General features: G+C 74.3%; 19 protein-coding genes and 1 tRNA gene. 8 read left to right on the top strand and 12 right to left on the bottom strand.

Annotated elements, in window-relative coordinates:
• Together ACFV04_RS20010 and ACFV04_RS20005 are read right to left on the bottom strand one after the other, a co-directional pair.
• On the bottom strand, positions 1-1,094 hold a 1,094-nt coding region (locus ACFV04_RS20010; protein ID WP_380530674.1), incomplete at its 3' end, for a heavy metal translocating P-type ATPase.
• Positions 1,095-1,162: 68 nt separating this feature from the next.
• Entirely contained in the window at positions 1,163-1,381 is a 219-nt protein-coding gene (locus tag ACFV04_RS20005; RefSeq protein ID WP_360262357.1) for a cation transporter, read from the bottom strand.
• Positions 1,382-1,604: 223 nt separating this feature from the next.
• Here ACFV04_RS20005 and ACFV04_RS20000 point away from each other — a divergent pair, with 223 nt between their 5' ends.
• A complete protein-coding gene (locus ACFV04_RS20000; RefSeq protein ID WP_380338771.1) occupies positions 1,605-2,777 on the top strand; it encodes a PP2C family protein-serine/threonine phosphatase in 1,173 nt (390 codons plus the stop codon).
• A 208-nt stretch (positions 2,778-2,985) separates the two neighbouring features.
• Here the strand turns inward: ACFV04_RS20000 and dhaL are convergent, their stop codons facing one another.
• Positions 2,986-3,723: a dihydroxyacetone kinase subunit DhaL gene (gene dhaL, locus ACFV04_RS19995; protein ID WP_380530670.1), complete on the bottom strand. Its 738-nt coding sequence runs from the start codon at positions 3,721-3,723 to the stop codon at positions 2,986-2,988.
• Between the two features lie 12 nt (positions 3,724-3,735).
• Positions 3,736-4,731 carry a dihydroxyacetone kinase subunit DhaK gene (gene dhaK, locus ACFV04_RS19990; RefSeq protein ID WP_380338776.1) on the bottom strand — a complete coding sequence of 332 codons (996 nt, stop codon included), beginning with the start codon at positions 4,729-4,731 and terminating at the stop codon, positions 3,736-3,738.
• Positions 4,732-4,924: 193 nt separating this feature from the next.
• On the opposite strand from dhaK, the gene dhaM reads away from it, so the two are divergent.
• Complete coding sequence (gene dhaM / locus ACFV04_RS19985) at positions 4,925-5,320, top strand: dihydroxyacetone kinase phosphoryl donor subunit DhaM (RefSeq protein ID WP_380338779.1); 396 nt, start codon at positions 4,925-4,927, stop codon at positions 5,318-5,320.
• A 31-nt stretch (positions 5,321-5,351) separates the two neighbouring features.
• Here dhaM and ACFV04_RS19980 read toward each other — a convergent pair whose 3' ends face one another.
• Positions 5,352-7,079 (bottom strand): bifunctional 3'-5' exonuclease/DNA polymerase, encoded by a 1,728-nt coding sequence (locus tag ACFV04_RS19980; RefSeq protein WP_380530666.1) that lies wholly within the window; start codon positions 7,077-7,079, stop codon positions 5,352-5,354.
• 153 nt (positions 7,080-7,232) lie between these two features.
• Here ACFV04_RS19980 and ACFV04_RS19975 point away from each other — a divergent pair, with 153 nt between their 5' ends.
• The gene (locus tag ACFV04_RS19975) at positions 7,233-9,257 is read left to right on the top strand and encodes a M3 family metallopeptidase (protein ID WP_380338784.1); all 2,025 of its coding nucleotides are present in this window, start codon (positions 7,233-7,235) and stop codon (positions 9,255-9,257) included.
• 74 nt (positions 9,258-9,331) lie between these two features.
• Here the strand turns inward: ACFV04_RS19975 and ACFV04_RS19970 are convergent, their stop codons facing one another.
• Complete coding sequence (locus ACFV04_RS19970; RefSeq protein ID WP_380530663.1) at positions 9,332-10,786, bottom strand: cellulase family glycosylhydrolase; 1,455 nt, start codon at positions 10,784-10,786, stop codon at positions 9,332-9,334.
• A 115-nt stretch (positions 10,787-10,901) separates the two neighbouring features.
• Positions 10,902-11,528, bottom strand: coding sequence for a TetR family transcriptional regulator (locus ACFV04_RS19965; RefSeq protein ID WP_380338790.1), 627 nt, complete (start codon positions 11,526-11,528; stop codon positions 10,902-10,904).
• A gap of 146 nt (positions 11,529-11,674) precedes the next feature.
• Here ACFV04_RS19965 and ACFV04_RS19960 point away from each other — a divergent pair, with 146 nt between their 5' ends.
• The gene (locus ACFV04_RS19960) at positions 11,675-12,901 is read left to right on the top strand and encodes an acyl-CoA dehydrogenase family protein (protein WP_380338792.1); all 1,227 of its coding nucleotides are present in this window, start codon (positions 11,675-11,677) and stop codon (positions 12,899-12,901) included.
• 282 nt (positions 12,902-13,183) lie between these two features.
• Here the strand turns inward: ACFV04_RS19960 and ACFV04_RS19955 are convergent, their stop codons facing one another.
• From ACFV04_RS19955 to ACFV04_RS19945, 3 genes are all read right to left on the bottom strand, one after another.
• A complete protein-coding gene (locus tag ACFV04_RS19955; protein WP_380338793.1) occupies positions 13,184-13,786 on the bottom strand; it encodes a hypothetical protein in 603 nt (200 codons plus the stop codon).
• A gap of 177 nt (positions 13,787-13,963) precedes the next feature.
• Complete coding sequence (locus ACFV04_RS19950; RefSeq protein ID WP_380338794.1) at positions 13,964-14,773, bottom strand: enoyl-CoA hydratase/isomerase family protein; 810 nt, start codon at positions 14,771-14,773, stop codon at positions 13,964-13,966.
• Between the two features lie 35 nt (positions 14,774-14,808).
• A complete protein-coding gene (locus ACFV04_RS19945; protein ID WP_380338796.1) occupies positions 14,809-15,504 on the bottom strand; it encodes a TetR/AcrR family transcriptional regulator in 696 nt (231 codons plus the stop codon).
• A gap of 169 nt (positions 15,505-15,673) precedes the next feature.
• Between ACFV04_RS19945 and ACFV04_RS19940 the strand changes: the two genes are divergently transcribed.
• Positions 15,674-17,188, top strand: a complete 1,515-nt coding sequence (locus tag ACFV04_RS19940) for an MFS transporter (RefSeq protein ID WP_380530658.1) — start codon at positions 15,674-15,676, stop codon at positions 17,186-17,188.
• A 152-nt stretch (positions 17,189-17,340) separates the two neighbouring features.
• Here ACFV04_RS19940 and ACFV04_RS19935 read toward each other — a convergent pair whose 3' ends face one another.
• On the bottom strand, positions 17,341-17,889 hold the full coding sequence (locus ACFV04_RS19935) for a GNAT family protein (RefSeq protein WP_360262378.1): 549 nt from the start codon (positions 17,887-17,889) through the stop codon (positions 17,341-17,343).
• A gap of 76 nt (positions 17,890-17,965) precedes the next feature.
• Here ACFV04_RS19935 and ACFV04_RS19930 point away from each other — a divergent pair, with 76 nt between their 5' ends.
• Entirely contained in the window at positions 17,966-18,577 is a 612-nt protein-coding gene (locus ACFV04_RS19930; RefSeq protein ID WP_380530655.1) for a TetR/AcrR family transcriptional regulator, read from the top strand.
• Between the two features lie 268 nt (positions 18,578-18,845).
• Here the strand turns inward: ACFV04_RS19930 and ACFV04_RS19925 are convergent.
• Positions 18,846-18,921 (bottom strand) — tRNA-Arg (locus tag ACFV04_RS19925).
• Positions 18,922-19,564: 643 nt separating this feature from the next.
• Between ACFV04_RS19925 and ACFV04_RS19920 the strand changes: the two genes are divergently transcribed.
• The gene (locus tag ACFV04_RS19920; RefSeq protein WP_380530677.1) at positions 19,565-20,176 is read left to right on the top strand and encodes a single-stranded DNA-binding protein; all 612 of its coding nucleotides are present in this window, start codon (positions 19,565-19,567) and stop codon (positions 20,174-20,176) included.
• 353 nt (positions 20,177-20,529) lie between these two features.
• Positions 20,530-21,969 carry a Cys-Gln thioester bond-forming surface protein gene (locus ACFV04_RS19915; protein ID WP_380338801.1) on the top strand — a complete coding sequence of 480 codons (1,440 nt, stop codon included), beginning with the start codon at positions 20,530-20,532 and terminating at the stop codon, positions 21,967-21,969.
• The last annotated feature ends 307 nt before the right edge of the window (positions 21,970-22,276 follow it).

Genomic DNA, 22,276 nt, shown 5'->3' with positions numbered 1-22,276 from the left:
GCGGCGGCCTTGCCGTTCTGCGCCTCCTCGACCAGCCTGGCCATCCGGGACAGCTGGGTGTCCGCTCCGACCCGGGTCGCCTCGACCACCAGCCGCCCGCCGGCGTTGACGGTGCCGCCGGTGACGGCGGCGCCGACCCCGACCTCGACCGGGACGGACTCCCCGGTCAGCATCGAGGCGTCCACCGCGGAGCCGCCCTCGACCACCACGCCGTCGGTCGCGATCTTCTCGCCCGGCCGGACCACGAAGCGCATGCCGACGGCCAGCCGGTCCACCGGCAGGCGCTCCTCGCGCGCCCCCCGCAGCACCGTGACGTCCTTGGCACCGAGGTCGAGCAGGGCGCGCAGCGCGGCGCCCGCCCGGCGCTTGGAGCGGGCCTCCAGGTGGCGGCCGAGCAGGATCAGCACGGTGACGGCGGCGGCGGTCTCCAGGTAGAGCGTGGAGGAGGCGTCGGTGTCGGCGACGGAGAGCGAGAAGTCGTGGTGCATGCCGGGCATGCCGGCGTGGCCCCAGAACAGCGCCCAGAACGACCAGCCGAAGGCGGCCAGGGTGCCGAGCGAGACCAGGGTGTCCATGGTGGCGGCGCCGTGCTTGAGGTTGGTCCAGGCGGCGCGGTGGAACGGCAGGCCGCCGTACACCACGACCGGGCCGGTGAGCGCGAAGGCGAGCCACTGCCAGTTGGTGAACTGCAGGGCCGGGACCATCGACAGCATGACCACCGGAAGGCTGAGGAGGGCGCTGGTCAGCAGCCGGTCGAGCTGGGGGTACCCCCGGCCGAAGGCTGGGGGAGGGTCGGCGGCGGGCTGCCCGGGTGCGGCGGCCGGGCCTTCCGGTCCGGGGGCGGCGGGTGCGGGGGGCGGGGGGAGCTCGGCGGTGTAGCCGGTGCGCTCGACCGTGGCGATCAGGTCCGCCACCGTGACCCCGGGGCCGTGGACGACCCGGGCCGTCTCGGTGGCGTAGTTGACAGTCGCCTCGACGCCGTCCATCCGGTTGAGCTTCTTCTCGATCCGGGCCGCGCAGGAAGCGCAGGTCATCCCGCCGATCGACAGCTCGACCCGGTCCCGGGCCTCGACGTCCGGGGCGGAGGTGCTCATTGCGGATCAGCTCCTTCGTGGGGCCGTCCGCCGGCCCCGCTGCACCGGCCCCGCCGCACCTCGGCGGTTCAGGCGCTACGGCCGACCAGCTCGTAGCCGGCCTCGTCGACGGCGGCGCGGACCTGCTCGTCGTCCAACGGCGCGGCCGAGGAGACCGTCACGGTCCCGGCCTTGGCGTCGGCGGCGACCTCGGTGACCCCGGTCAGGGCGGAGAGCTCCTCGCTGATCGCCTTCTCGCAGTGGCCGCAGCTCATGCCGGAGACGGTGTAGGTGATGGTGCTGGACATCGGGGCCTCCGAGGTCTGGGCGGCCCGGGCGGGTCGGCCCGGGCTCGGACTCTTGTCAACGACTCTGCCGACACCATACCCCTCTGGGGTATCACGGGGATCGGTGGGGTGCGGCACACCGGCGGGCGGGCCCCGACAGCCGAGCGTAGGTGCCCGGGAACGGTGCGACGCCGGAGGGGTGGGCGGATGAGTGCGCGTCGTGATCGTCCCTTATGTTCGATATGTGTTTCCGATCCGCCGCGCCCAGTCACCCTCGGCTCCCGAAGCAGCCGGACTGCCCCCGGCCCGGCAGCGCCGCGCCCTGCTGGCCGCCGACCTCCAGGACGTGCCGCTCTGGCGGCGCGCCGCCCCGGCGCTGCTCGCCATGCTGCTGGTCGCGCTCGCCGACTTCCTCTCCGGCAAGGACCGCTACCTGGCACCGCTGATGACCGTCGTGCCGACCGTCGCGGCGCTGACCCTCCGGCCCCGCGAACTGCTCGCGGTCTGCGCGCTCGGACTGGTCGCGGTGTTCGGGCTCAGTCACTACGACGAGGTCGACAACATCAACGACGCGCGCTTCCTCTACGGCGCGATGGTCAGCTACCTGGTGGTGACGCTGTTCTCGGCCTGGGTCGCCAGGCTCCGGATGCGGCGCGCAGCGGCCTTCGCGGCCGTCAGCTCCGTCGCCGAGGCCGCCCAGCGGGCACTGCTGCGGCTGCCGGGGCCGGTCGTCGGGCCGCTGCGGCTGGCCGTCCGCTACGTGTCGGCGGCCGACGCCTCACGGATCGGCGGGGACCTGTACTCCGTCCTGGAGACACCGCACGGGACGCGGGTCGCGGTCGGGGACGTCCGGGGCAAGGGGCTGGCCGCGGTGCAGACCGCGGCGGTGGTGCTGGGCGCGTTCCGGGAGGCCGCCTACGACGAGGCCGGGCTGCGGGGCGTCGCGGCGCGGATCGAGGCCAGCGTCGAACGGCACGTACCGGACGGGGAGTTCACCACGGCGCTGTTCGCGGAGTTCCGCACGCCCGGGGTGATGGAGCTGCTGCAGTACGGGCACGTGCCGCCGATCAGGGTCGACGACCAGGGCCGGGCGCACGTCCTCGAATCGCCGGACCCGTGGGTGCCGCTCGGGCTCGGCCGGCTGGCCGCGGGGGAGCCGGCCACCTGGGGGCAGCCGTTCGGACCGGACGACGTGCTGGTGCTCTGCACGGACGGGGTGATCGAGGCGCGGCACCGGACGAGCGGGGAGTTCTACCCGCTGGCGGAGCGGGTCGGGGCGCTGGTCCACGGAGCCGCGCGCTCGGAGGGCGAGCTGGAGGCGGCGGTGGGGCGGGTCTACGGGGACCTGCTGGCGCACACGGGCGGGGACCTGCGGGACGACGCACTGCTGTTGCTGATCGCGCGGACGGACGGCTGACCGGCCTCGGCGGGGGCGGTCGGTGCCCGGCGGGCGGTCGGTGCCCAGGGGTCGGCCCGGGGCCGGGCGGCTCGGCGGAGGGGCCCGCGCTTCCGGCTGACTTCCGGTGCTCCCCGCCGCCGTCCGCCGCCGTCCGCCGGCTCCCGCTGTCCCGCGCCCTGGCCGGAGCGCGGGAAGCGGCAGGGGGCCGGCGGTCCGTCGGCGCGGGTCAGCCGGCGGTGGCGTCGGTGGCGTCGGCCGTGGTGTCGGCGAGGCTGCGGAAGATCAGCGCGGTGGAGGTGGCGCCGGGGTCCTGGTGGCCGATGCTGCGTTCGCCGAGGTAGGAGGCGCGGCCCTTGCGGGCCTGGAGGGGGATGGTGTCGCGGGCGCCCTGTTCGGCGGCGTCGGCGGCCGCGGCTGCGGCTCCGGGGAGGGTGGCTCCGGCGGCGGCCGCGGCCCGGAAGGCGGCGACGGCCGGGGTCCAGGCGTCCACGATGGTCTTGTCGCCGGGTTCGGCCCTGCCCAGGAGGCGGACGGCGTCCAGTCCGGCGGAGAGCGCCTCGGCGAGGGCGGCCGGGTCGGCGGGCCCGGGCAGGGCGGCGCCGATGGCGCGGAAGGCCTTGCCGTAGAGCGGGCCGGAGGCGCCGCCGACCTTGGAGATCAGCGTCGTGCCGGTCCTGGTGAGGACGGCGCCGGGGTCGGCGGGCCGGAGGCCGTCGAGGGCGGTGAGGACGGCCGTGAAGCCGCGCCGGAGGTTGCTGCCGTGGTCGCCGTCGCCGATCGCGGAGTCCAGCTCGGTGAGCCGGGACTGCTCCTTCTCGACGGCTGCGGCGATCGCGCCGATCCAGGCCTCGGCCAGCCGGGTGTCGAACGCCGCGGTGTCGAACGGCGTGAGGCCGGACGGCGTGAGGCCGGACGCTGCGGTGTCGGCCGGCGCGGGGCCGGACGGCGGGGTGTCGGGGTCCATCGCGAATCCTCCTCAGGCCCGCTTGAGGGCGGGGGTGTCGACCGGGGCGTCCCAGAGGTCCAGCAGTTCGGCGTCGGCCTTGGTGAGGGTGAGCGAGAAGCCCGCCATGTCGAGGCTGGTGACGTAGTTGCCGACCAGGCTGCGGGCCACCGTGATGCCGTGCTCGGCGAGCCGGGCGGCGACCTCGCCGTAGACCACGTACAGCTCCAGCAGCGGGGTGGCGCCCAGGCCGTTGAGCAGGGCGATCACCTCGTCGCCCGCGGTCAGGTGGTGGTCGGTCAGGATGGTCTCGACCACCTCCGCGGCCAGCTCGCGGGCCGGGCGGAGTTTCTCGCGCCGGCGGCCGGGCTCGCCGTGGATGCCGACGCCGACCTCGATCTCGTCCTCGGGCAGGTCGAAGCCCGGCTTGCCGGCGGCCGGGACGGTGGCGGCGGTGAGCGCGATCGCGAAGGAGCGGGAGGCGGCGTTGACCCGCTCGCCGAGGGCGGCCACCTCGTCCAGCGGGGCGCCGCGCTCGGCCAGCGCGCCGGCGGTCTTCTCGACCAGGACGGTCGCACCGGTGCCCCGCCGCCCGGCCGTCCAGGTGGAGTCCTCGACCGCGACGTCGTCGTTGACCAGGACCGTGCGGACCTCCAGGCCCTCCTCGGCGGCGAGTTCGGCGGCGAGCTCGAAGTTCATCACGTCGCCGGTGTAGTTCTTCACGACGAAGACGACGCCGGCGCCGGTCTCCACGGCCTTGGCGGCGGCCAGCATCTGGTCCGGGACGGGCGAGGTGAACACCTCGCCGGGGCAGGCGGCGTCGAGCATGCCGGGGCCGACGAAGCCGCCGTGCAGCGGCTCGTGGCCGGAGCCGCCGCCGGAGATCAGCACGACCTTGGGCCCGGCCGGGCGGGCGGCCCGGGAGATCACCCGGTTGGGGATGTCCACCGTCAGCTCCGGGTGGGCGGCGGCGACTCCGGCCAGCGCGTCCTCCAGGACGCCCTCCGGGGTGTTGATCAGCTTCTTCAACGCTCTTCGCTCCCTTGGTGACCTCGGTGACCTCGGTGGGGACGCTGCGGCCGCGGACGCCGGTGGGGCCCGTCGTGCGGGGCGGGGCCCCGGACCGACGCTACGCCAGACGGGGGCGGCGGGCACGGGGTGCGACACGCGCGATTCCGGTCACTCTCCCGGAGCAGCGGGACCGCGCCGTAGGGTCGTCGGCATGAGCGGAAACGTGGGTATCGTCCTGGTCTCGCACAGCGCCCGGCTCGCGGAGGGGCTGCGCGAACTGCTCGGCGAACTCGCCCCGGACGGCGTGCGGGTGGTGGTGGCCGGCGGGACGGAGGACGGCGGGCTCGGCACCAGCTACGAGCTGATCGCCGGGGCGATCGCGCGGGCGGACGGCGGGGCGGGCGTGGTCGTGCTGCCGGACCTCGGCAGCTCGGTGCTCACCGCCGTCACCGTGCTGGAGGACGAGCCGCGGCCGGGCGTGCGGCTGGCGGACGCGCCGTTCGTGGAGGGCGCGGTGGCCGCCGCCGTCACCGCCTCGACCGGGGCGGGGCTGGCCGAGGTGGTCGCGGCGGCCGAGGACGCGCGGGGATTCCGGAAGCTGTCCTGACCCGGGCGCCGTGCACCTGGTTCGGCGAGACTCACTTGGCGTCGGCGTAGCAGTCCACCACCGCCGTGGTGAGCGGGAACCGGACCGGGGTGTCGCCGAACACCAGCCGGCGGGCCTCGTCGGCGGCCTCCGTGACGGCGGCGGCCACCTCGTCGGCGAGGTTCGCCGGGGTGTGCACGATCACCTCGTCGTGCTGGAAGAACACCAGGTGCGGGCGGTCCGCCGGGCCGGCCGACGGCAGTTCGGCCAGCCGCCGGCGCAGGGCTGCCAGCAGGGCGAGGGCCCAGTCGGCGGCGCTGGCCTGGATGACGAAGTTGCGGGTGAAGCGGCCGCGGGCGCGGGCCGTGCGGCCGCCGGCCTCGCCCGCCGCGTCGGCCTCGGTGAGGTCGAGGAAGTCGGCGGTGGCGGGCGGGCAGACCCGGCCGAGCCGGGAGGCGACCACGCCGCCGTCCTCGCCGGTGCGGGCGGCGGCCTCGACATAGCCCATCGCGGCCGGGTAGCGGCGGCGCAGGGTGTTCAGCAGCGGGCCGATGTCGCCGCTGGTCTGCCCGTACATGGCGCCGAGGAGGCCGAGCTTCGCCTTCTCCCGGTCGCCGTGGAAGGCGGTCGCGGCGAGCGCCTCGTAGAGGTCCCCGCCGGCCGCGGTGCGGGCCAGCCCGGCGTCCCGGGAGAGCGCGGCGAGCACCCGGGGCTCCAGCTGGGCGGCGTCGGCGACCACCAGCAGCCAGCCCGGGTCGGCGACCACGGCCCGGCGCAGGATGCGCGGGATCTGCAGGGCGCCGCCGCCGCGGCTGGCCCAGCGGCCGGAGACCACGCCGCCGACGACGTACTCGGGCCGGAAACGGCCGCCGCGGGCCCAGGCGTCCTGCCAGGCCCAGCCGTGCGCGACGTGGATCCGGGCGAGCTCCTTGTAGCGGACGAGCAGTTCGGCGGCCGGGTGGTCGACGCCCTTGAGCTCCCAGGAGCGGGTGGAGCCCAGTTGGATGCCGGCGTCGGCGAAGGCGCGCAGCACCTGGGTGTGCGAGTCCGGGTTGAACGGCTTCGCGCCGAGGGCCTGCTGGAGTTCGACGGAGAGGTCGGCGAGCAACCGGGGCTGGGTGCCGGGGACGGCGGGGCGGGGGCCGAGCAGTTCGGTGAGCAGCCGGTCGTGGACGTCGGCGCGCCAGGGCAGGCCGTCCTGCGCGATCTCGGCGGCCACCAGGGCGCCGGCCGACTCGGCGGCGACGAGCAGCCGGAACCGCTGCCGGGCGGCCGGGTCGGCGATCGCGGCGATCCGCCGCTGCTGTTCGGCGTGGACGGCGACCACGGCCTCCAGCGGGTCGGCGCCGGGAGGCAGTTGCAGCCGGTCGGGGGCGAACAGGGTGTCCTGGCCGTCGTCGGCGTCGGCCGGGCCGGGCTCGGGCAGGTCCGCCGGGACGGGCAGGCCGCGCAGCCGGGCCCAGGCGGCGCCGAGCGAGCGCGGGGCGCCGAACCGGCCCTCGTGCGCCAGCAGCAGCGCCTCGACCAGCCGCAGGTCGTGGCAGCGGGCGAGCCGGTCGGGCAGGCGAGCCAGCAGCGGGGCGTACGCGGAGTCGGTGGTGGCCCAGACCCAGCGCGGCGCGGGCGGGGCGCCGCTCCCGGCGGCCTCGCGGGCGGCGACCGCGGCGGCGAGGTCGGGGACGGTTTCGGGCGGGCCGAGCGGGGCGCCCGCGTCGTCCAGCGGCTGGAGCCGGCCGCCGGGGCCGTGCGGGTCGGGCGCGAGGGCCGTCCTGGGTGCCACGGGGGCTGCTCCTCTCCGGCGCGCGGCGGGGCGTGCGGGTACGGGCACGGATGTGCGGGCTTACGGGTGTCCTGCGCTGACGTTAACGCGTGGGTACGACAACGGGTGAGGGCCGCATAGGCAGGGTGGGTGACACCGCGTATGGTCGGCGAAATGACCGAGAACCCGTTTTTCCGGCCCAGCACGCTGGACTACGAGCTGCCCCCCTTCGCGGAGATCCGGGAGGAGCACTACCTGCCCGCCTACGAGCGCGGGACGGCCGAGCAGCTGGCCGAGATCGCGGCGATCACCGCCGACCGGAACCCGCCGACCTTCGAGAACACCCTGGTGGCCCTGGAGCGTTCCGGGGAACTGCTGCACCGGGTGGACGCGGTGTTCCGCAACCAGTCGTCCTCCGACACCACCGACCTGCTGGACGAGGTGGACGCCAAGGTCAGCCCGCTGCTCGCGGCCCACCACGACGCGATCCACCTGGACCGCGCGCTGTTCGCCCGGATCGAGGCGTTGTACGGGACCCGCGACGCGCTCGGCCTGGACCCGGAGTCGCTGCGGCTGCTGGAGCGCCGGTACACGAGCTTCGTGCGCTCCGGCGCCCGGCTGGGCGAGGCCGAGCAGGACCGGCTGCGCGGGCTGAACGCCGAACTCGCCGCCCTGGGCACGACGTTCCAGCAGAACGTGAACGCCGCGACCCGCGCCGCCGCGCTCGTCCTGGACTCCGCCGAGGAACTGGCCGGCCTGTCCGAGGGCGCGATCGCCGGTGCGGCGGAGAACGCCCGGGTGCTCGGTCACGAGGGCAAGTACGTGCTGAGCCTGCAGAACACCTCCACCCAGCCCGAGCTGGCGCAGCTCACCGACCGCTCGGTGCGCGAGCGGCTGCTCGCCGCCTCGCTCGGCCGCGGGAGCGGGGACAACGGGCCGATCGCGATCAGGATGGCCGGGCTGCGGGCCGAGCGGGCGGCGCTGCTGGGGCACGCCAGCCACGCCGCGTACGTGGTGGCGGACGAGACGGCCGGCACGGTCGGGGCGGTCTCCGCCCTGCTGGCCCGCCTGGTCGGGCCGGCCGTGGCCAACGCCCGCCGGGAGGCGGCCGAGCTGGCCGGTGCGGCCGCCGTGGACGGGATCGGGGAGATCGCCGCGCACGACTGGGCGTACTACTCGGAGAAGGTCCGGCAGCGCTCCTTCCAGGTGGACGCGGCGGCGCTGCGCCCGTACTTCGAGCTGGAGCGGGTGCTGCGCGACGGCGTCTTCTTCGCGGCGAACCTGGCGTACGGACTGAGCTTCACCGAGCGGCCGGACCTGACGGCCCACCACCCGGACGCGCGGGTCTTCGAGGTGTTCGAGGAGGACGGCACCCGACTGGGCCTGTTCATCGGCGACTTCCACGCCCGGGCGTCCAAGCGCGGCGGCGCCTGGATGGACTCGCTGGTCGTCCAGTCCGGGCTGACCGGGCAGCGGCCGGTGGTGCTGAACAACCTCAACATCCCGCGCCCGGCGCCCGGCGAGCCGGTGCTGATGTCCTGGGACGAGGTGCGCACGCTGTTCCACGAGTTCGGGCACGCGCTGCACGGCCTGTTCTCGGACGTGCGGTACCCGCTGTTCTCCGGCACCGCGGTGCCGCGGGACTTCGTGGAGTTCCCGTCACAGGTCAACGAGATGTGGATGGTCCGGCCGGAGGTGCTGGCCAACTACGCCCGCCACCACGAGACCGGGGAGCCGCTGGCGACCGAGCTGGTCGAGCGGATGACGGCGGCCGAGGGCTTCGGGCAGGGCTTCCGGACGGTGGAGTACCTGGCGGCCACGCTGCTGGACTGGGCCTGGCACACCGTGCCGCAGGGCGAGGAGATCGCGGACGCCGAGGAGTTCGAGGCACGGGCGCTCGCGGCGGCCGGCGTCGCGGTGGACGCGGTGCCGCCGCGCTACCGCACGACGTACTTCCAGCACGTGTTCGCCAGCGGCTACAGCGCGGCGTACTACGCCTACATCTGGTCGGAGGTGCTGGACGCCGACACCGTGCAGTGGTTCGAGGGCAACGGGCGGCCGGTGCGGGAGAGCGGCGAGCTGTTCCGGCGCGAGCTGCTGGCCCGCGGATTCGCCCGGGACCCGCTGGAGTCCTTCCGCGCCGTGGTCGGCCGGGCGCCGGAGACCGGGCCGCTGCTGGCCCGCCGCGGGCTGCTGTAGCCGCGGGTCACCACCCGGGGCCGCCGCGGGCTGTGTAGCCGCGGGTCACCACCCGGGGCCGCCGCGGCGGGGCGTCAGCGCGCCGTGAGGGTGACCTCCACGGGGGTGCCCGGGCGGGCGTGCGGGAGCCGGATCCGTACGGTTCCCGCACGCCCGGCCGCGGGCTGCTCGACCTCGACGCGGGCACCGGCGGGGGAGACCGCGACGCCCGCGCCGTGCGGGAACGCGTCCGGCGGCAGGACGAGTTCGCTGTCCTGCCCGGTGCCGTCGGAGCTCCAGCGGACGGTGCCGCCGTCGGTGCGGACGCCGCTGCCGGCCACGGCGGCCGGGAACGGGCCGAAGGCGGGCTCGTCGCCGGGGGCGGGCCGCCCGGCCGGGTCGAGCGCGCAGTAGCCGCCGGTGCCCCGGCACCAGTACCACATCGTCCAGCCCTCGGCGAAGCCGTCCATCGCGGCGACCTGCCGGCGGACCAGCTCGCGGTTGCCCGGCGTGCGGGAGTTCGGCGGTCCCCACTCGCCGACCAGGACCGGCAGGCGGTGGGCGGCGGGGTAGGCGGTGATCGCGGCGGAGTACTGCTCGACGAAGCCGTCGGACGGGTCCCAGTCGGCGCCGTTCTCGACCGCGGTGTCGTAGAAGTGCGGCGCGTAGCCGAGCCGGGGCGCGCCTGGGCGCGGGTCGGTGAATCCGGGCAGCTGCGTCGGCACGCCCTGGCCGACCAGGACCGTCGGCTCCACGAACAGCCAGGCGCGGTCGTCGGCCCGGCGCACGGCGGAGATCAGCCGGCGGTACATGTCGGCGAGCCGGCCCCGCTCCAGGGCGGCGGAGGCGGCGGCCAGCACGGCCGGGTCGCTCGGGTCGCCGTCCACCGGGCCGAACGGCTCGTTGAACAGGTCGTAGCCCAACAGCGAGCGGTGGCCGCGCAGTTCGCGGGCCAGCCGGGTGTAGAAGTCGGCCTGCCAGGCGCGCAGGTCGGGGTCGTCGTAGAGGTGGCGGAAGGCGGCCTGGACGGCGGGCTGGAAGTAGCCGGCGAACCAGTCGTCCGGGTCGGGGGTGAAGGGCAGGCCGTCGTCCCGGGTGGCCCAGACCGGGATGCCGTTGGTGCCGCCGCCGAACTTCGGCCCGTAGACGTCCTGGTGGAAGTCGACCAGGACGAGCAGGCCGAGGCGGTCGGCCCGGTCGAGGAGTTGCCGCAGGCGGTTCAGCTCGGCAGCTTCGAGGCGGCCGCGCCGGGGTTCCAGCCTGGTCCAGGAGACCGGCAGCCGGACGAGCGTGTAGCCCCGGGCGGCGACGGCGTCGAGGTCGGCAGGGGTGGCCTCGGCGTACTTGTCGAGGTTGAAGCCGCGCAGCCCGAGCCGGCGGCCCCGGGCGTCGGTCAGGGCGGTGCGGCCGTCCGGGGTGGTGGCCGTGCCGGTGGGGAAGCGGTCCCGGTGGCCGCCGGGGGCCTGGGCCGGGGCGCCCTGGGCCGGGGCGGCGGTGAGGACGGCGGTGGCGGCGAGCAGCAGGGCAACGGCGGTGCGGCGCAGGCGCATCGGGACCTCGCACGGCGGGGGGACGGGGGCCCGATGATGCCCGGCCTGTCGTGTGCCGCACAAGGGTCGTGCGCACAAGGGTCGTGCGCGGAAGGGGAGTTCGGCCGGTGGGCGGTCAGTCCGCGGCGGGCTCGACCGGCGCGGTCGGGAGGACGGCGGTCGGCAGGTCCGCGGCGGCGGCCAGGCGCCCCCAGAGCAGGTCGGCCAGGGCCTGCACCATCCGGGTCCGCGAGCAGGGCCTGGTCTCCAGCCACCAGTCCCCGGCGGCCAGCACCATGCCGGTGATGCCGCGGCCCCAGGCTTCGGCGAGCAGGTCGCGGTCGGCGCCGAGGTCGACCTGGTTCTGCACGGCCCGGGTGATCTCCTCGGCGATCTGCCGCAGGGCGGGGGCGAGCGCGTTGCCGGCGCCGCTCGGGTCGCCCGGCTCGGGGTGGGTGAGCAGCCGGTAGACCTGCGGGCGGGCCTCGATCCCGGCGAGGTAGGTGTCCAGCACGTGCTCGACCCGGTCGCGGCGCTCCAGCGGTTCGGCGAGGGCGGCCCGGACGGCGGCGAGCAGGCCGCCGGTGTGGCGCTCGGTGAGTGCTCCGATCAGGCCGTTCCGGTCGCCGAAGTGCCGGTAGAGGATCGGCTTGGTGATGCCGGCCTCGGCGGCGATGGCGTTCATGCTGGCGCCGGGCCCCTCGCGCTGGATGACCCGGTCGGCGGCGTTGAGCAGTTGCTCGCGGCGGGGCTCTCGGGACATGCGCTGCTCCTCGGAGTCGGGGGACTGACCCGGCGTCGGTACCCGGCACGGGCGTTGACACCGGTTACCAATCAGTAGCAGACTCCGACGATGTTACCCGAGGTAACACCCCGGTCGGCCGCACACGTCTTCGGAGGCAAGCACCCATGAGCAGCACGTTCTCGCTGGACCCGGGCGCGGACCAGCTCGCCGTACGCGACTGGCTGCACGGCTTCGCCGCCGACGTGATGCGCCCGGCCGCGGCCGAGTGGGACGAGCGCGAGGAGACCCCCTGGCCGATCATCCAGGAGGCCGCCAAACTGGGCATCTACTCGCTCGACTTCTACGCCCAGCAGTACTTCGACCCCTCCGGCGTCGGCATCCCGATCGCCATGGAGGAGCTGTTCTGGGGCGACGCCGGTATCGGGCTGTCCATCGTCGGCACCACGCTGGCCGCCGTCGCGGTGCTCGCCAACGGCACCGACGAGCAGATCGGCACCTGGACCCCGCAGATGTTCGGCACCCCCGACGACCTCAAGGTGGCCGCGTTCTGCTCCTCCGAGCCGGACGCCGGCTCCGACGTCTCCGCGCTGCGCACCCGGGCCGTGTACGACCAGGCCAAGGACGAGTGGGTGCTCAACGGCACCAAGACCTGGGCCACCAACGGCGGGATCGCCGCCGTCCACGTGGTGGTCGCCACCGTCGACCCGGAGCTCGGCGCCAAGGGACAGGCCTCCTTCGTCGTCCCGCCCGGCACGCCCGGACTGAGCCAGGGCCAGAAGTTCAAGAAGCACGGCATCCGGGCCTCGCACACCGCCGAGGTGGTGCTGGACGGCGTCCGGGTGCCCGGCAGCTGCCTGCTCGGCGGCAAGGAGAAGCTGGACGAGCGGCTGGCCCGGGCCCGCGAGGGCGTCAAGCGCCCGGGCGGCAAGGGCAACGCGGCGATGGCCACCTTCGAGGCCTCCCGCCCCGCCGTCGGCGCGCAGGCGATCGGCATCGCCCGGGCCGCGTACGAGGTGGCGCTGGACTACGCGAAGACGCGCGAGCAGTTCGGCCGTCCGATCATCGACAACCAGGGCGTGGCCTTCCAGCTCGCCGACATGAAGACCCGGATCGACGCGGCCCGGCTGCTGGTGTGGCGGGCGTCCTGGATGGCGGTCACCAACCAGCCGTTCACCGCGGCCGAGGGCTCGATGTCCAAGCTGTACGCGGGCGAGACGGCCAAGTACGTCACCGCGCAGGCGATGCAGATCCTCGGCGGCAACGGCTTCACCCGGGAGTACCCGGTGGAGCGGATGCACCGGGACAGCGCGATCTACTCGATCTTCGAGGGGACCAGCGAGATCCAGCGGCTGGTGATCGCCCGGGCGATCTCGGGGGTGCCGATCCGCTGAGCGGCGCACCGGCCGATCCGCTGAGCGGCGCACCGGCCGTTCCGTTGAGCGGCGCACCGGCCGTTCCGTGCCGAACCCTCGGGGGCCAGGGGCGGAACGGCCTTCGGCCGGACAGGACCTAGGGCTTGTCTGACAATTCCCGCCGCGCGCACGACGCCGGGCATCCCGCCTGGACGCACCGCCGAATCGTCCAAGTACGTCCAGTACGAGGACGCTCCGGCGGCACGCCCAGCCGGGCGCCCAACGCCGCGCGCTGATGCGACGCGAATTGTCAGACAAGCCCTAGCGGGCGGCCCAGAAGGCGAGTCCGGCGGTGAGCGCGCCCACCACCGCGCCGACGACCGTCTGGGCGACGGTGTGGTCCCGCAGCACCACCCGGGACCACCCGACGAGCGGGACCAGCGGGGAGAGCAGCAGCCAGAGCGGGCCGAGCGCGACGGCCAGGCAGACCACCGCGCCGGCCGTCACCGCGGTGTGCACCGAGACCTTCCACCAGGCGGTGATCACCAGGATCGGGATCAGTGAGGCGAACATCGCCAGCACCAGGGCGGTCAGGTCGGCCGGGGCGTCCAGCCGGATCATCACCGCGAAGCTGAGCAGCACCGAACCCATGATGAGCGGAAGGACGGTCAGCCGGCTCTGCCGGTGGCCGACGTGACGGTCCTCCACCGTGCCCTTGCGGACGCCGCGCCGGATGAACACGGTGGGGATGACGGCCGCGAACAGGGCCGCGAAGGCCGCCCAGCCGATGCCCGGCCAGCCGTAGCGCAGGCCGCCCAGCAGCGGGAGCAGGGCGATGATCACGTTCTTCGGCTCGACGCCGTCGGTGATGCGGCGGGCCCAGATCGTCCGGGGGCCGGGGGTGGTCGGGGCCTCGGTCGTCATCGGGGTGTCGCTCCGGAGTCGGGAGAAGTGGTCGGGCGGGGGCCGGGCGGAGGGCCGGGCGGAGCGGTCGGGTGGCGGTTCGACGCCGGCCGGACGATCGTACGGGAGCCGCCCCGTCTCCGGGCCGGCGGTCCCGGGTCCCCGGTCGGCAGGACGGCCGCTGCCGGGAGCGGCTGCTCAGAAGAGCGCCGGGCGGCCCTCCAGGAAGGCGGCGAGGCCCTCGTGGACGTCCGGGGCTTCGCGGGAACGGCGCTCCCAGGGGGCCAGTGCCTCGGCTGCCCGCTCGGGCGGGACGGCCAGGGCGGCCTTCACGGCGCCGATGGTCTGCGGCGAACGCTGGGTCAGCACGCGGGCGAAGTCCAGCGCGGCGGCGTCCAGTTCGGCGTCCGGCAGGACGCGCTCGGCGAGGCCCAGCGGCAGGGCGTCCCGGCCCGCCACCAACTCGCCGGAGAACAGCAGGTACTTGGCGCGGGCGGGGCCGACCAGCCGGGCCAGCCGCAGGGTCGGCACCGCCGGGTAGACCACGCCGAGCTTGGCCGGGGTGATGCCCAGCCGGGCGTCCTCGGCGACGAACCGCAGGTCGCAGGCGACGGCCAGCTGGCAGCCGCCGCCCACGCAGGCACCGTGCACCACCGCGATCGTCGGGTGCGGGAACGCCGCCAGCGCCTCCTCGGCGGCGACGTTGACCGCGTGGTAGGCGTCCGCGCGCTTCGGGTCGCCGTACACCTCGGCGAGTTCGCCGATGTCCGCGCCCGCGCTGAAGGTGTTGCCGGCGCCGGTCAGCAGCAGGGCGCGCACGTCCGTGCGGGCCGCGAGCTGCTCCAGCGCCTCGGGCAGCGCCGCCCAGATCGCCAGCGTCACCGCGTTGCGGCGGTGCGGGCGGGCGAACTCCAGCACCGCGACGCCGTCCTCGCCGACGTACGCGTGGAGGCCCTCCGCCCGGGCGGGCAGGGCGGAGCGGTCCCGTGTGAGCAGCGGCTGGTCCATGCGCACCTCCGGTCGGTCGTGGTGCGCCCACTCTCTCAGGCGGTGCCGGCGCCGTAGTCCCCGAGGCCCCGTTCGACCATGGCGAAGGCGCGGTGGGCCGCGTCGAGCGCGGCGGGCAGGGCGTCCTCGGCGCGCTCGCCGGCCAGCATCCGGCGCTGGTTGTCGGCGGTCAGGGTCAGCTGGGCCGCCAGCAGTTGGGCGGCGGCGACCTTGGCGGTGAACTCGTCGTGGTCCGGGTCCTGCGCGAGCAGTTCGGCGGCCAGCAGGGTCTGGGACTTCCGGTCGAAGCCGGCGGTGGCGCGCACGAGCAGGGTCGGGGTCTGGTGGATCACCCGGACCACGTCGAGGACGACCCGGTCGTCGGACAGGCCGGTCGAGGGGTCGAACACCGCCAGCGCGGCGAGGTAGTGCGCGCGCAGCGCCTCCACCGCGGAGCTGCCCGGGGCGCGTTCGCGCACCACCCGGGCCGGCTCGTCGATGTGCTGCTCCATCGGGCCCATGACCAGGTCTTCCTTGGTGGGGAAGTAGTTGAAGACGGTCATCTTGGACACGTCGGCGGCGGCCGCGATCTCGGCCACCGACACCTGGTCGAAGCCCCGTTCGGCGAACAGCGTGACGGCGGTGCGCCAGAGCCGGATGCCGGTCTGGATCTTCTTGCGCTCACGCAGGGGGAGCGCGTCGAGGTCGAAGCCGTGATCGAGGCCGCGTTCGAAGCCGGAGGGGGATGCCATGGGGTGACTGTACCAGGATCAAGGATTGACCAAGATTATCAATATGCCTGGATGAAATGTGTCCCGAGCCCAAGGATTGACCCGGTCCAAAAATACTGTCAGGGTGGTGCCGTTCCGCCGGGCCGACCCGGTCCGGACCGAACTCCACCGACCCTGGGGGGACCCGACGATGGCACCGACCACCCTGATGACACCGGCCCGGCGCGGGCTGGGCATGCTGATCTGCCTGGTCACGATCGTGCTGGCGGTGCTCGACATGAACATCGTGTCGGCGGCCAGCGTGCCGATCGTCCGCGAGCTCGACCCCGTCCACGGCGTCGACCGACTGCCCTGGCTGGTCAGCGCCTTCGCCCTGGCCGCCACCGCGCTGCTCCCGCTGTACGGCAAGCTCTGCGACCTGTACGGCGCCAAGCGCGTACTGCTCGGCTCGGTCGGCACCTTCCTGCTCGGCTCGGCGCTCTGCGGGGCTGCCCGGAGCATGGAGCAGCTGATCGCCTTCCGGGCCGTCCAGGGCATCGGCGGCGGCGGACTGATGAGCGTCACCATGGTGGTGATGGCCCACCTCAGGGACCCGGAGCAGGAGGGCGGGGGCAAGGGCGGGGCGGCGGGCGGCATCGTCGCCGGCCTCGGCATGGCCGTCGGCCCGCTGATCGGGGCGCTGCTCACCGACCACCTCAGCTGGCGCTGGATCTTCTACGTCAACCTGCCGCTCGGCCTGCTGGTCCTGGTCGGCGCCGCCCTGGTGCTCAAGCTGCCGGCGTCGGCTGGCCGGGGCAGCCTGGACTTCCTCGGCGCGGCCCTCGCCGCGGCCTTCACCACCGGGCTGCTGCTGATCACCGAGTGGGGCGGCAAGGACCACGCCTGGACCTCCCCGGTGATCCTCGGGCTCGGCGCCGCGACCCTGGCCGCCTTCGTGCTCTTCCTGTGGCGTCAGGCCACCGCCGCGGAACCGGTGCTGCCGCTGTCGCTGTTCCGGATCCGTGCGGTGCGGCTGGGCTTCGCGATCCAGGGCCTGGTCGGGGTGGCCATGACCGGGTCGATCGTCTACGTGATGATCTACCTGCAGATCGCCCGCGGCGTCGAGCCGACCACGGCGAGCCTCTACCTGATCCCGATGGCGGCCGGGATGACCGCGGTCGGCCTGTTGGTCGGCAGGCTGACCGCCCGCGGCCACGTGCCGCGGACCTTCCTGGTGGCCGGGGCCGGCCTCGCGGCGCTCGCCCTGGCCCTGCTCGGCCTCACCGGGCCGACCACCCCGCTGTGGGTGGTGCTGGCCGAACTCGCCCTGCTGGGCTGCGGGCTGGGCCAGCTGATCGGCCAGCTGGTCATGCTGGTGCAGGGGGCCGCACCCGCCCACCAGCTCGGCGTCGCGACCACCGGGGTGCGCTTCTTCCAGACCCTCGGCAGCGCACTCGGCGCGACGCTGTTCGGCACCGTGCTGACCCGGGTCTACCAGGCGGGCGAGCCCGGAGGGACGGTCGGTGCGCTCCGCACGCTCACCGGCGCCGCCCGTGAGCACGCTCTGGTCGGTTTCACCGACGCGGTGGACGTGGTGTTCCTTTCGGCCGGCGGGCTGCTGGCGGTGGCCCTGCTGCTGGCGCTGCGGCTGCGGTCGGCCGGGAGTGCGGGCGGCGCGTCGGAGACCGAGCGCTCCGAAGGGGAGCGGCCGGTGCTCGCGGCCTGAAGGGCCTGAAGGGCCTGAACGGCCGGGAAGCGGGGAGCGCGGCGGCCCGAGCGGTCGTCAGGGCTCGGAGCGACGAGCGGCCCGGTGGACTGCGGGGGAGTCCACCGGGCCGTCGCCGTGCGCCAGGCCCGGGCTCGGGCGGCGCCGGGGGCTCAGGCCCGGGCGGACCACTCGTGGGCCAGGATCGCCCAGATCTCCTTGTCGAGGCGGACGCCGTTGTGGAGGTACCACTCGCGCAGCACGCCGTCCCGCTTCATGCCGACCCGCTCGGCGACGGCGCGGCTGCGGGCGTTGACCGAGGTGCACCACCACTCGGCGCGGTGCAGGCCGCGGGTGACGAAGGCGTAGTCGAGCAGCTTCCGGACGGCGGCGGTGATGAGCCCGCCGCCCTCGCCGGCCGGCTCGGTCCAGGCGCCGATCTCGCAGACGCCGGACGTGGTGTCGAATCCGACGAACATCACGCCGCCGACCAGGGTGCCGTCCCGCCAGATGCCGAAGATCCGCTTCTGGTCGGCGGCCTGGCCGTCGGCGTAGCGCTGCAGGGTGGCGCGGGCCGATTCCGGGTCGGTGGAGAAGGTGGCCCACGGGATCCACGGGTCGGTGTGGGCGCGGGCCCGGTCGATGTGGGCCAGGAACTCCGGGGCCTGCCACGGCTCCAGCGGTCGCAGTTCGGCGGTGTCGGTGAGCGGTACGGCAAACACGGGCGGGCCTTTCACGGGTGGTGCGCGGCTGGTCGGAATCATTCATAACAAACGTTTGGTATGTACGATAGCCCTCATGACACCGGCCCGTGGAGACCATGACGCCCGCCGCTCGGACGTGTCCGAGGGGGTGTGGCGGGTGCTTTCCGCCCGGGGCTTCGAGGGACTGACCCTGCGCGCGGTGGCCGCCGAGCTGGGTGCCTCCACCGGACTGTTGACGCACTACTTCCCGAACAAGCGGGCACTGCTGCGGCACGCCCTGGAGGAGCTGGACCGGCGCTCGGGCGAACGGCCCCGGCGCACCGCGCCCGCCGACGGCAGCCCGCCGCCGCCCGCCGGACTGCCCCGGCTGCGGGCGGCGCTGCTGGACGTGCTGCCGCTGGACGAGGACGCCGCGGCGGGCAACCGGATCTGGGTCGGCTCCTGGGACCACGCCCTGGCCGATCCGGAGCTGACGGACGCCCACGGGGGCCGGTACGCCCGCTCGCGGGTGGCGCTCACGGAGCTCGTCGCGGACGCCCAGCGGCTCGGCGAGCTCCCGGCGGGGGCCGATCCGGCCGAAGTCGCCGCCGGGGCGCAGGCCTTCGTGCTCGGGCTGGTGGTGCAGGCGCTGTTCGCCCCGGCGGAGTTCCCGCCGGCGCGGCAGATCGCGCTGCTGGACGCCCACCTGGCGGGGCTGGCGGGCTGACCGGTCGTCGGCGGGCCGGCGGAATGTCCCGGGTGGGGGATTCGCCCGGGATTTCCGCCGTTCGCGGAGCCTGGCGGGATTGTCCGGGCCGGGCGATTGCCACCGGGGCGATTCCCGGAGCGGCGCGGCAATGGCCGCCGGGAGTTTTCGCAGCGGGCATGACACGGATTGTCACGGGTTATGCGCGGTGGGTGCCGGACATTACCGGGCGGACCCGGCCGGCTACGCATGGTCGCGAATGGCGTGGCGGCCTGCGGGAATTGCAGGGTGGTGCCCCCAGCAGGATTCGAACCTGCGACCTACCGCTTAGAAGGCGGGTGCTCTATCCGCTGAGCTATGGGGGCGGGACGGGCGACACCCTCGGTGGGCGTGACCGTGGCCGGGACCGGGCGGCTAGCGCCTGGGCGCGCGCTGTCCGCCCCGTGCCCGAGGGGTGGGGGTGGGGGTCGGTGGGCCCTCGCCCTGTCGGGGACAGGATAAGGGTGTCCAGTTCCTCGGCCGGGTGTGACGACACCGTCGCTGGTGTGTCGGTTTGGTGGAGCGGTCCGATAATCGCAGGTGAACGCCGTGAGTGCAGCGGTCTGGGAGTCTTCGGCGCCGGACGTTGTGCACTCGTTACGGGGCTGCCTCCTCACCCGTTATGGATTCGACACGGAGAATGTGCCGCCGGCGGCGAGGGTGGGGGGCGGTAATCGCGGCCGCACCGGTCGGATGACGTGCGCGGACGGTCGCCGGCGGGCGTTCCGGCGCGCGTCGGCCCCCGGCGTCGATCAGCGGGTTTGTTGTCATGGCCGCGAAGAGACGGGGGCGAAGCGCCCCCCGGAGGCTGAAATTCACCCCTGCGAGTGACAGCTGTTCCACAGGGCCGAGTTATCCACAGGATTTAGGAAGTCACTGGCCCGAATTTCTCCCGAAGTGCATGCTCCGGATGCACCGGTCGATTCCGTACGGTGCATCGGCGAGAACGGAGAGTGCGCTGTGAACGAGATGCATGTGACGGTGCTCGGCAATGTCGCGACGGAGGTGAGCTATGCGGAAACCTCCGGCGGGGTGCCGACGGCCACCTTCCGGATCGGCTGCACCGAGCGGCGGTACGACCGGCAGCGCCGGTGCTGGGTGGACGGCGGGACGCAGTGGGTGACGGTGACGGCCTGGCGGGCGCTGGCGGTGAACCTGATCGGCTCGCTGGCCAAGGGCGATCCGGTGCTGGTGAGCGGTCGGCTGCGGGTGCGGGAGTGGGTGGACGGGGAGGCGCGGCGCAGCCGGGCGGAGATCGACGCCCGATCGGTCGGACACGACCTCACCCGTGGTACCTCGGCGTTCCGTTGGGCGGCCGGGGTGCGCGGGGAGCCGGCGGTCGGTGCGAGGTCGGCCGGGGCGGAGGCCGGGGCGGAGCCCGGAGTCGAGGTGGTGCCGGAGTGGATCGTGAGCGCACTGGAGGCGCGCAGGGCGGCCGCGGCGGCGCCGGCGGTGGCGGCGGGGGCCGCTCCGGGGTCCGGCCCGCGGGCGTTGCCGCCGGGCCTGCGGTCGGTGACGGGTGGGCAGGAGGAGGTGTCCGAGGGGGATCGGGAAGGTGTCGGGCCGGATGCGCCGAACTGACGGGTCGGTGACCTTCCCTGTCGACAAATATGTTGATCGAGAAGGTTGTTGTGCCCGCACGCGCAATCCCGGCGGATAACGGAAAGTGGCCGGAGATTTTCTGGTCGACCGTCAGCTTGTGTGGAATCTGGGGGGATTGATAACGATCCAGATACGGAATCGTCCTGATTTCGCATGGGGGTTTCGGGACCTCTGGGGGTCAATAGGATTCGTCTGGTTCATACCCGCAGCAGTGCCACAGGGGGCACGCGCGGCACGGCAAGTCGGCGGGCTGCCCTTCGGAGCGGCCCGGCCCGGAGGGATCCCAGATGTTCAAGAGGCAGGGGCGGAGTCTGTCCCGGATAACCACTGTCATGCTCACGACCAGCGTGGCGTTGGGCGGAGGCCTGTTCGTCGCCGGTGCGGCAGTCGCGGCGGACACCCCGGGTTCGGGCGTGACCGCAGTGGTGCAGCCCACGATGCTCGGCGAGAAGATCGACGTCGACGGTGAGGGCACGGTCGACGGCGGCCTGTTCACCCTCAAGACCGCCGACGGCGAGCTGCAGACCTACTGCATCGACTTCGGCTTCCCGGTCGACATCCGGAAGAAGATTCAGTACCAGGAGTCCGACTGGGCCTCCAGCTCCCTCGGCGACAAGAACAAGGTCGAGGCCGCCGCCAAGATCCGTTGGATCCTGGAGAACTCGTACCCGCAGGTCAAGGACCTCACGGCGCTCGCCAAGGCCGCCGGTGCGGGCAGCCTGACCCCCGAGGACGCCGCCGCGGGCACCCAGGCCGCGATCTGGAAGTACTCGGACAACAAGAACGCCACCCCGCGCAGCCCCGAGGCCAAGAAGCTCCGGGACTACCTGACCGGCGCCGCCAACAAGGGCATCGCCGCCGAGCCCAAGCCCTCGCTGAGCCTCAGCCCGGACTCGGTCTCCGGCAAGTCCGGCGCCAAGCTCGGCCCGTTCACCCTCAACTCCAGCGCCTCCGAGGTGAAGCTGGCCGTCAGCGGCGACGCCGCCGACAAGGTCAAGCTGCTGGACAAGGACAACAAGCCGGTCGGCGGCTCGGTCGCCGGTCCGATCGCCAAGGACACCCAGCTGTTCCTGGACGTGCCGGCCGGCACCCCGGACGGCTCGGTCACGGTGAACGCCACCGCCTCCACCGTGGTCCCCAGCGGCCGTGTCTTCCTCAGCAAGGGCTACACCCGTGAGGACCACAGCCAGACCATGATCCTGGCCGGCTCCACCAAGCTGAACGTCGCGGACGCGGCCAAGGCCACCTGGAAGCAGGGCAAGGGCGCGCTGATCGACAGCACCGCCAAGGTCGAGTGCGCCAACAACGGCGTGCGCGTCTCCGTCACCAACGGTGGCGACGAGGCCGGTACCGTCACGGTCGGCAAGCAGCAGGTGACCGTCCAGCCCGGCAAGACCGAGAGCGTGCTCGTCCCGGTCGCCGAGAAGACCGGTTACAAGATCACCGTCACCGGCCCGAACGGCTACAGCCGCGACTTCGAGGGCGTCCTGGACTGCAAGACCGGCACGGGCACCCCGACCGGCACGCCGACCGGCACCCCGTCGGGCACCCCGGCCCCGACCGGCACCCCCTCGGGCACCCCGAGCACCGGCGCCGGCCACCCGTCCCCGGCTCCGACCAGCACCGCCCCGGGCACCGGTGGCCTGGCCCAGACCGGTGCCAATGACTCGACCCCGATCCTCGCCGCCGTCGCCGGTGGCCTGGTCGTGGCCGGTGGCGCCGCAGTCTTCGTCCTGCGCCGCCGCGGCCGCCACGGTCGCACCACCGCCTGACCCGGCTCCGCGGGCCCCGGGGGCGCTGACCCCCTGAAGCCCTGACGCAGAGCCCGGCCCGGCCCCCCGCAATCGCTGCGGGGGGCCGGGCTTCTGCGTTTCACGGGGCCGGGTTTCCGCGCTCCGCGGGGTCGGGTTTCCGGGCTCCACCGGGCCGGGCTTCCGCGTTCCACGGGCTCCGACCTCCGTGATCGTCCGGGACCGGGCCCGGGCGTTCGCGGGGGAGGCGGCCGGCGCGGGCCCCGGCACGCGCCGGCGGGGCCGGGGATACCCCGGAGGGGCACCACGGCGGTTCGGGACCCGCGGC

The organism is Kitasatospora sp. NPDC059599 (assembly GCF_042735125.1).
In the GTDB taxonomy this organism is placed as follows: Bacteria; Actinomycetota; Actinomycetes; order Streptomycetales; family Streptomycetaceae; genus Kitasatospora.
The sequence above is the reverse complement of the archived record's forward strand: the minus strand, read 5'-3'. Positions and strand labels throughout refer to the sequence as shown.

Coding starts and splice junctions, on each gene's coding strand:
- ACFV04_RS19920 (WP_380530677.1), top strand. CDS start 19,565: ATGCATGTGACGGTGCTCGGCAATGTCGCGACGGAGGTGAGCTATGCG.
- ACFV04_RS19965 (WP_380338790.1), bottom strand. CDS start 11,528: ATGTCCCGAGAGCCCCGCCGCGAGCAACTGCTCAACGCCGCCGACCGG.
- ACFV04_RS19940 (WP_380530658.1), top strand. CDS start 15,674: ATGGCACCGACCACCCTGATGACACCGGCCCGGCGCGGGCTGGGCATG.
- ACFV04_RS19955 (WP_380338793.1), bottom strand. CDS start 13,786: ATGACGACCGAGGCCCCGACCACCCCCGGCCCCCGGACGATCTGGGCC.
- ACFV04_RS19930 (WP_380530655.1), top strand. CDS start 17,966: ATGACACCGGCCCGTGGAGACCATGACGCCCGCCGCTCGGACGTGTCC.
- ACFV04_RS19970 (WP_380530663.1), bottom strand. CDS start 10,786: ATGCGCCTGCGCCGCACCGCCGTTGCCCTGCTGCTCGCCGCCACCGCC.
- ACFV04_RS19975 (WP_380338784.1), top strand. CDS start 7,233: ATGACCGAGAACCCGTTTTTCCGGCCCAGCACGCTGGACTACGAGCTG.
- ACFV04_RS19945 (WP_380338796.1), bottom strand. CDS start 15,504: ATGGCATCCCCCTCCGGCTTCGAACGCGGCCTCGATCACGGCTTCGAC.
- ACFV04_RS19915 (WP_380338801.1), top strand. CDS start 20,530: ATGCTCACGACCAGCGTGGCGTTGGGCGGAGGCCTGTTCGTCGCCGGT.
- ACFV04_RS19960 (WP_380338792.1), top strand. CDS start 11,675: ATGAGCAGCACGTTCTCGCTGGACCCGGGCGCGGACCAGCTCGCCGTA.
- dhaM (WP_380338779.1), top strand. CDS start 4,925: ATGAGCGGAAACGTGGGTATCGTCCTGGTCTCGCACAGCGCCCGGCTC.
- ACFV04_RS19950 (WP_380338794.1), bottom strand. CDS start 14,773: ATGGACCAGCCGCTGCTCACACGGGACCGCTCCGCCCTGCCCGCCCGG.
- ACFV04_RS20005 (WP_360262357.1), bottom strand. CDS start 1,381: ATGTCCAGCACCATCACCTACACCGTCTCCGGCATGAGCTGCGGCCAC.
- dhaL (WP_380530670.1), bottom strand. CDS start 3,723: ATGGACCCCGACACCCCGCCGTCCGGCCCCGCGCCGGCCGACACCGCA.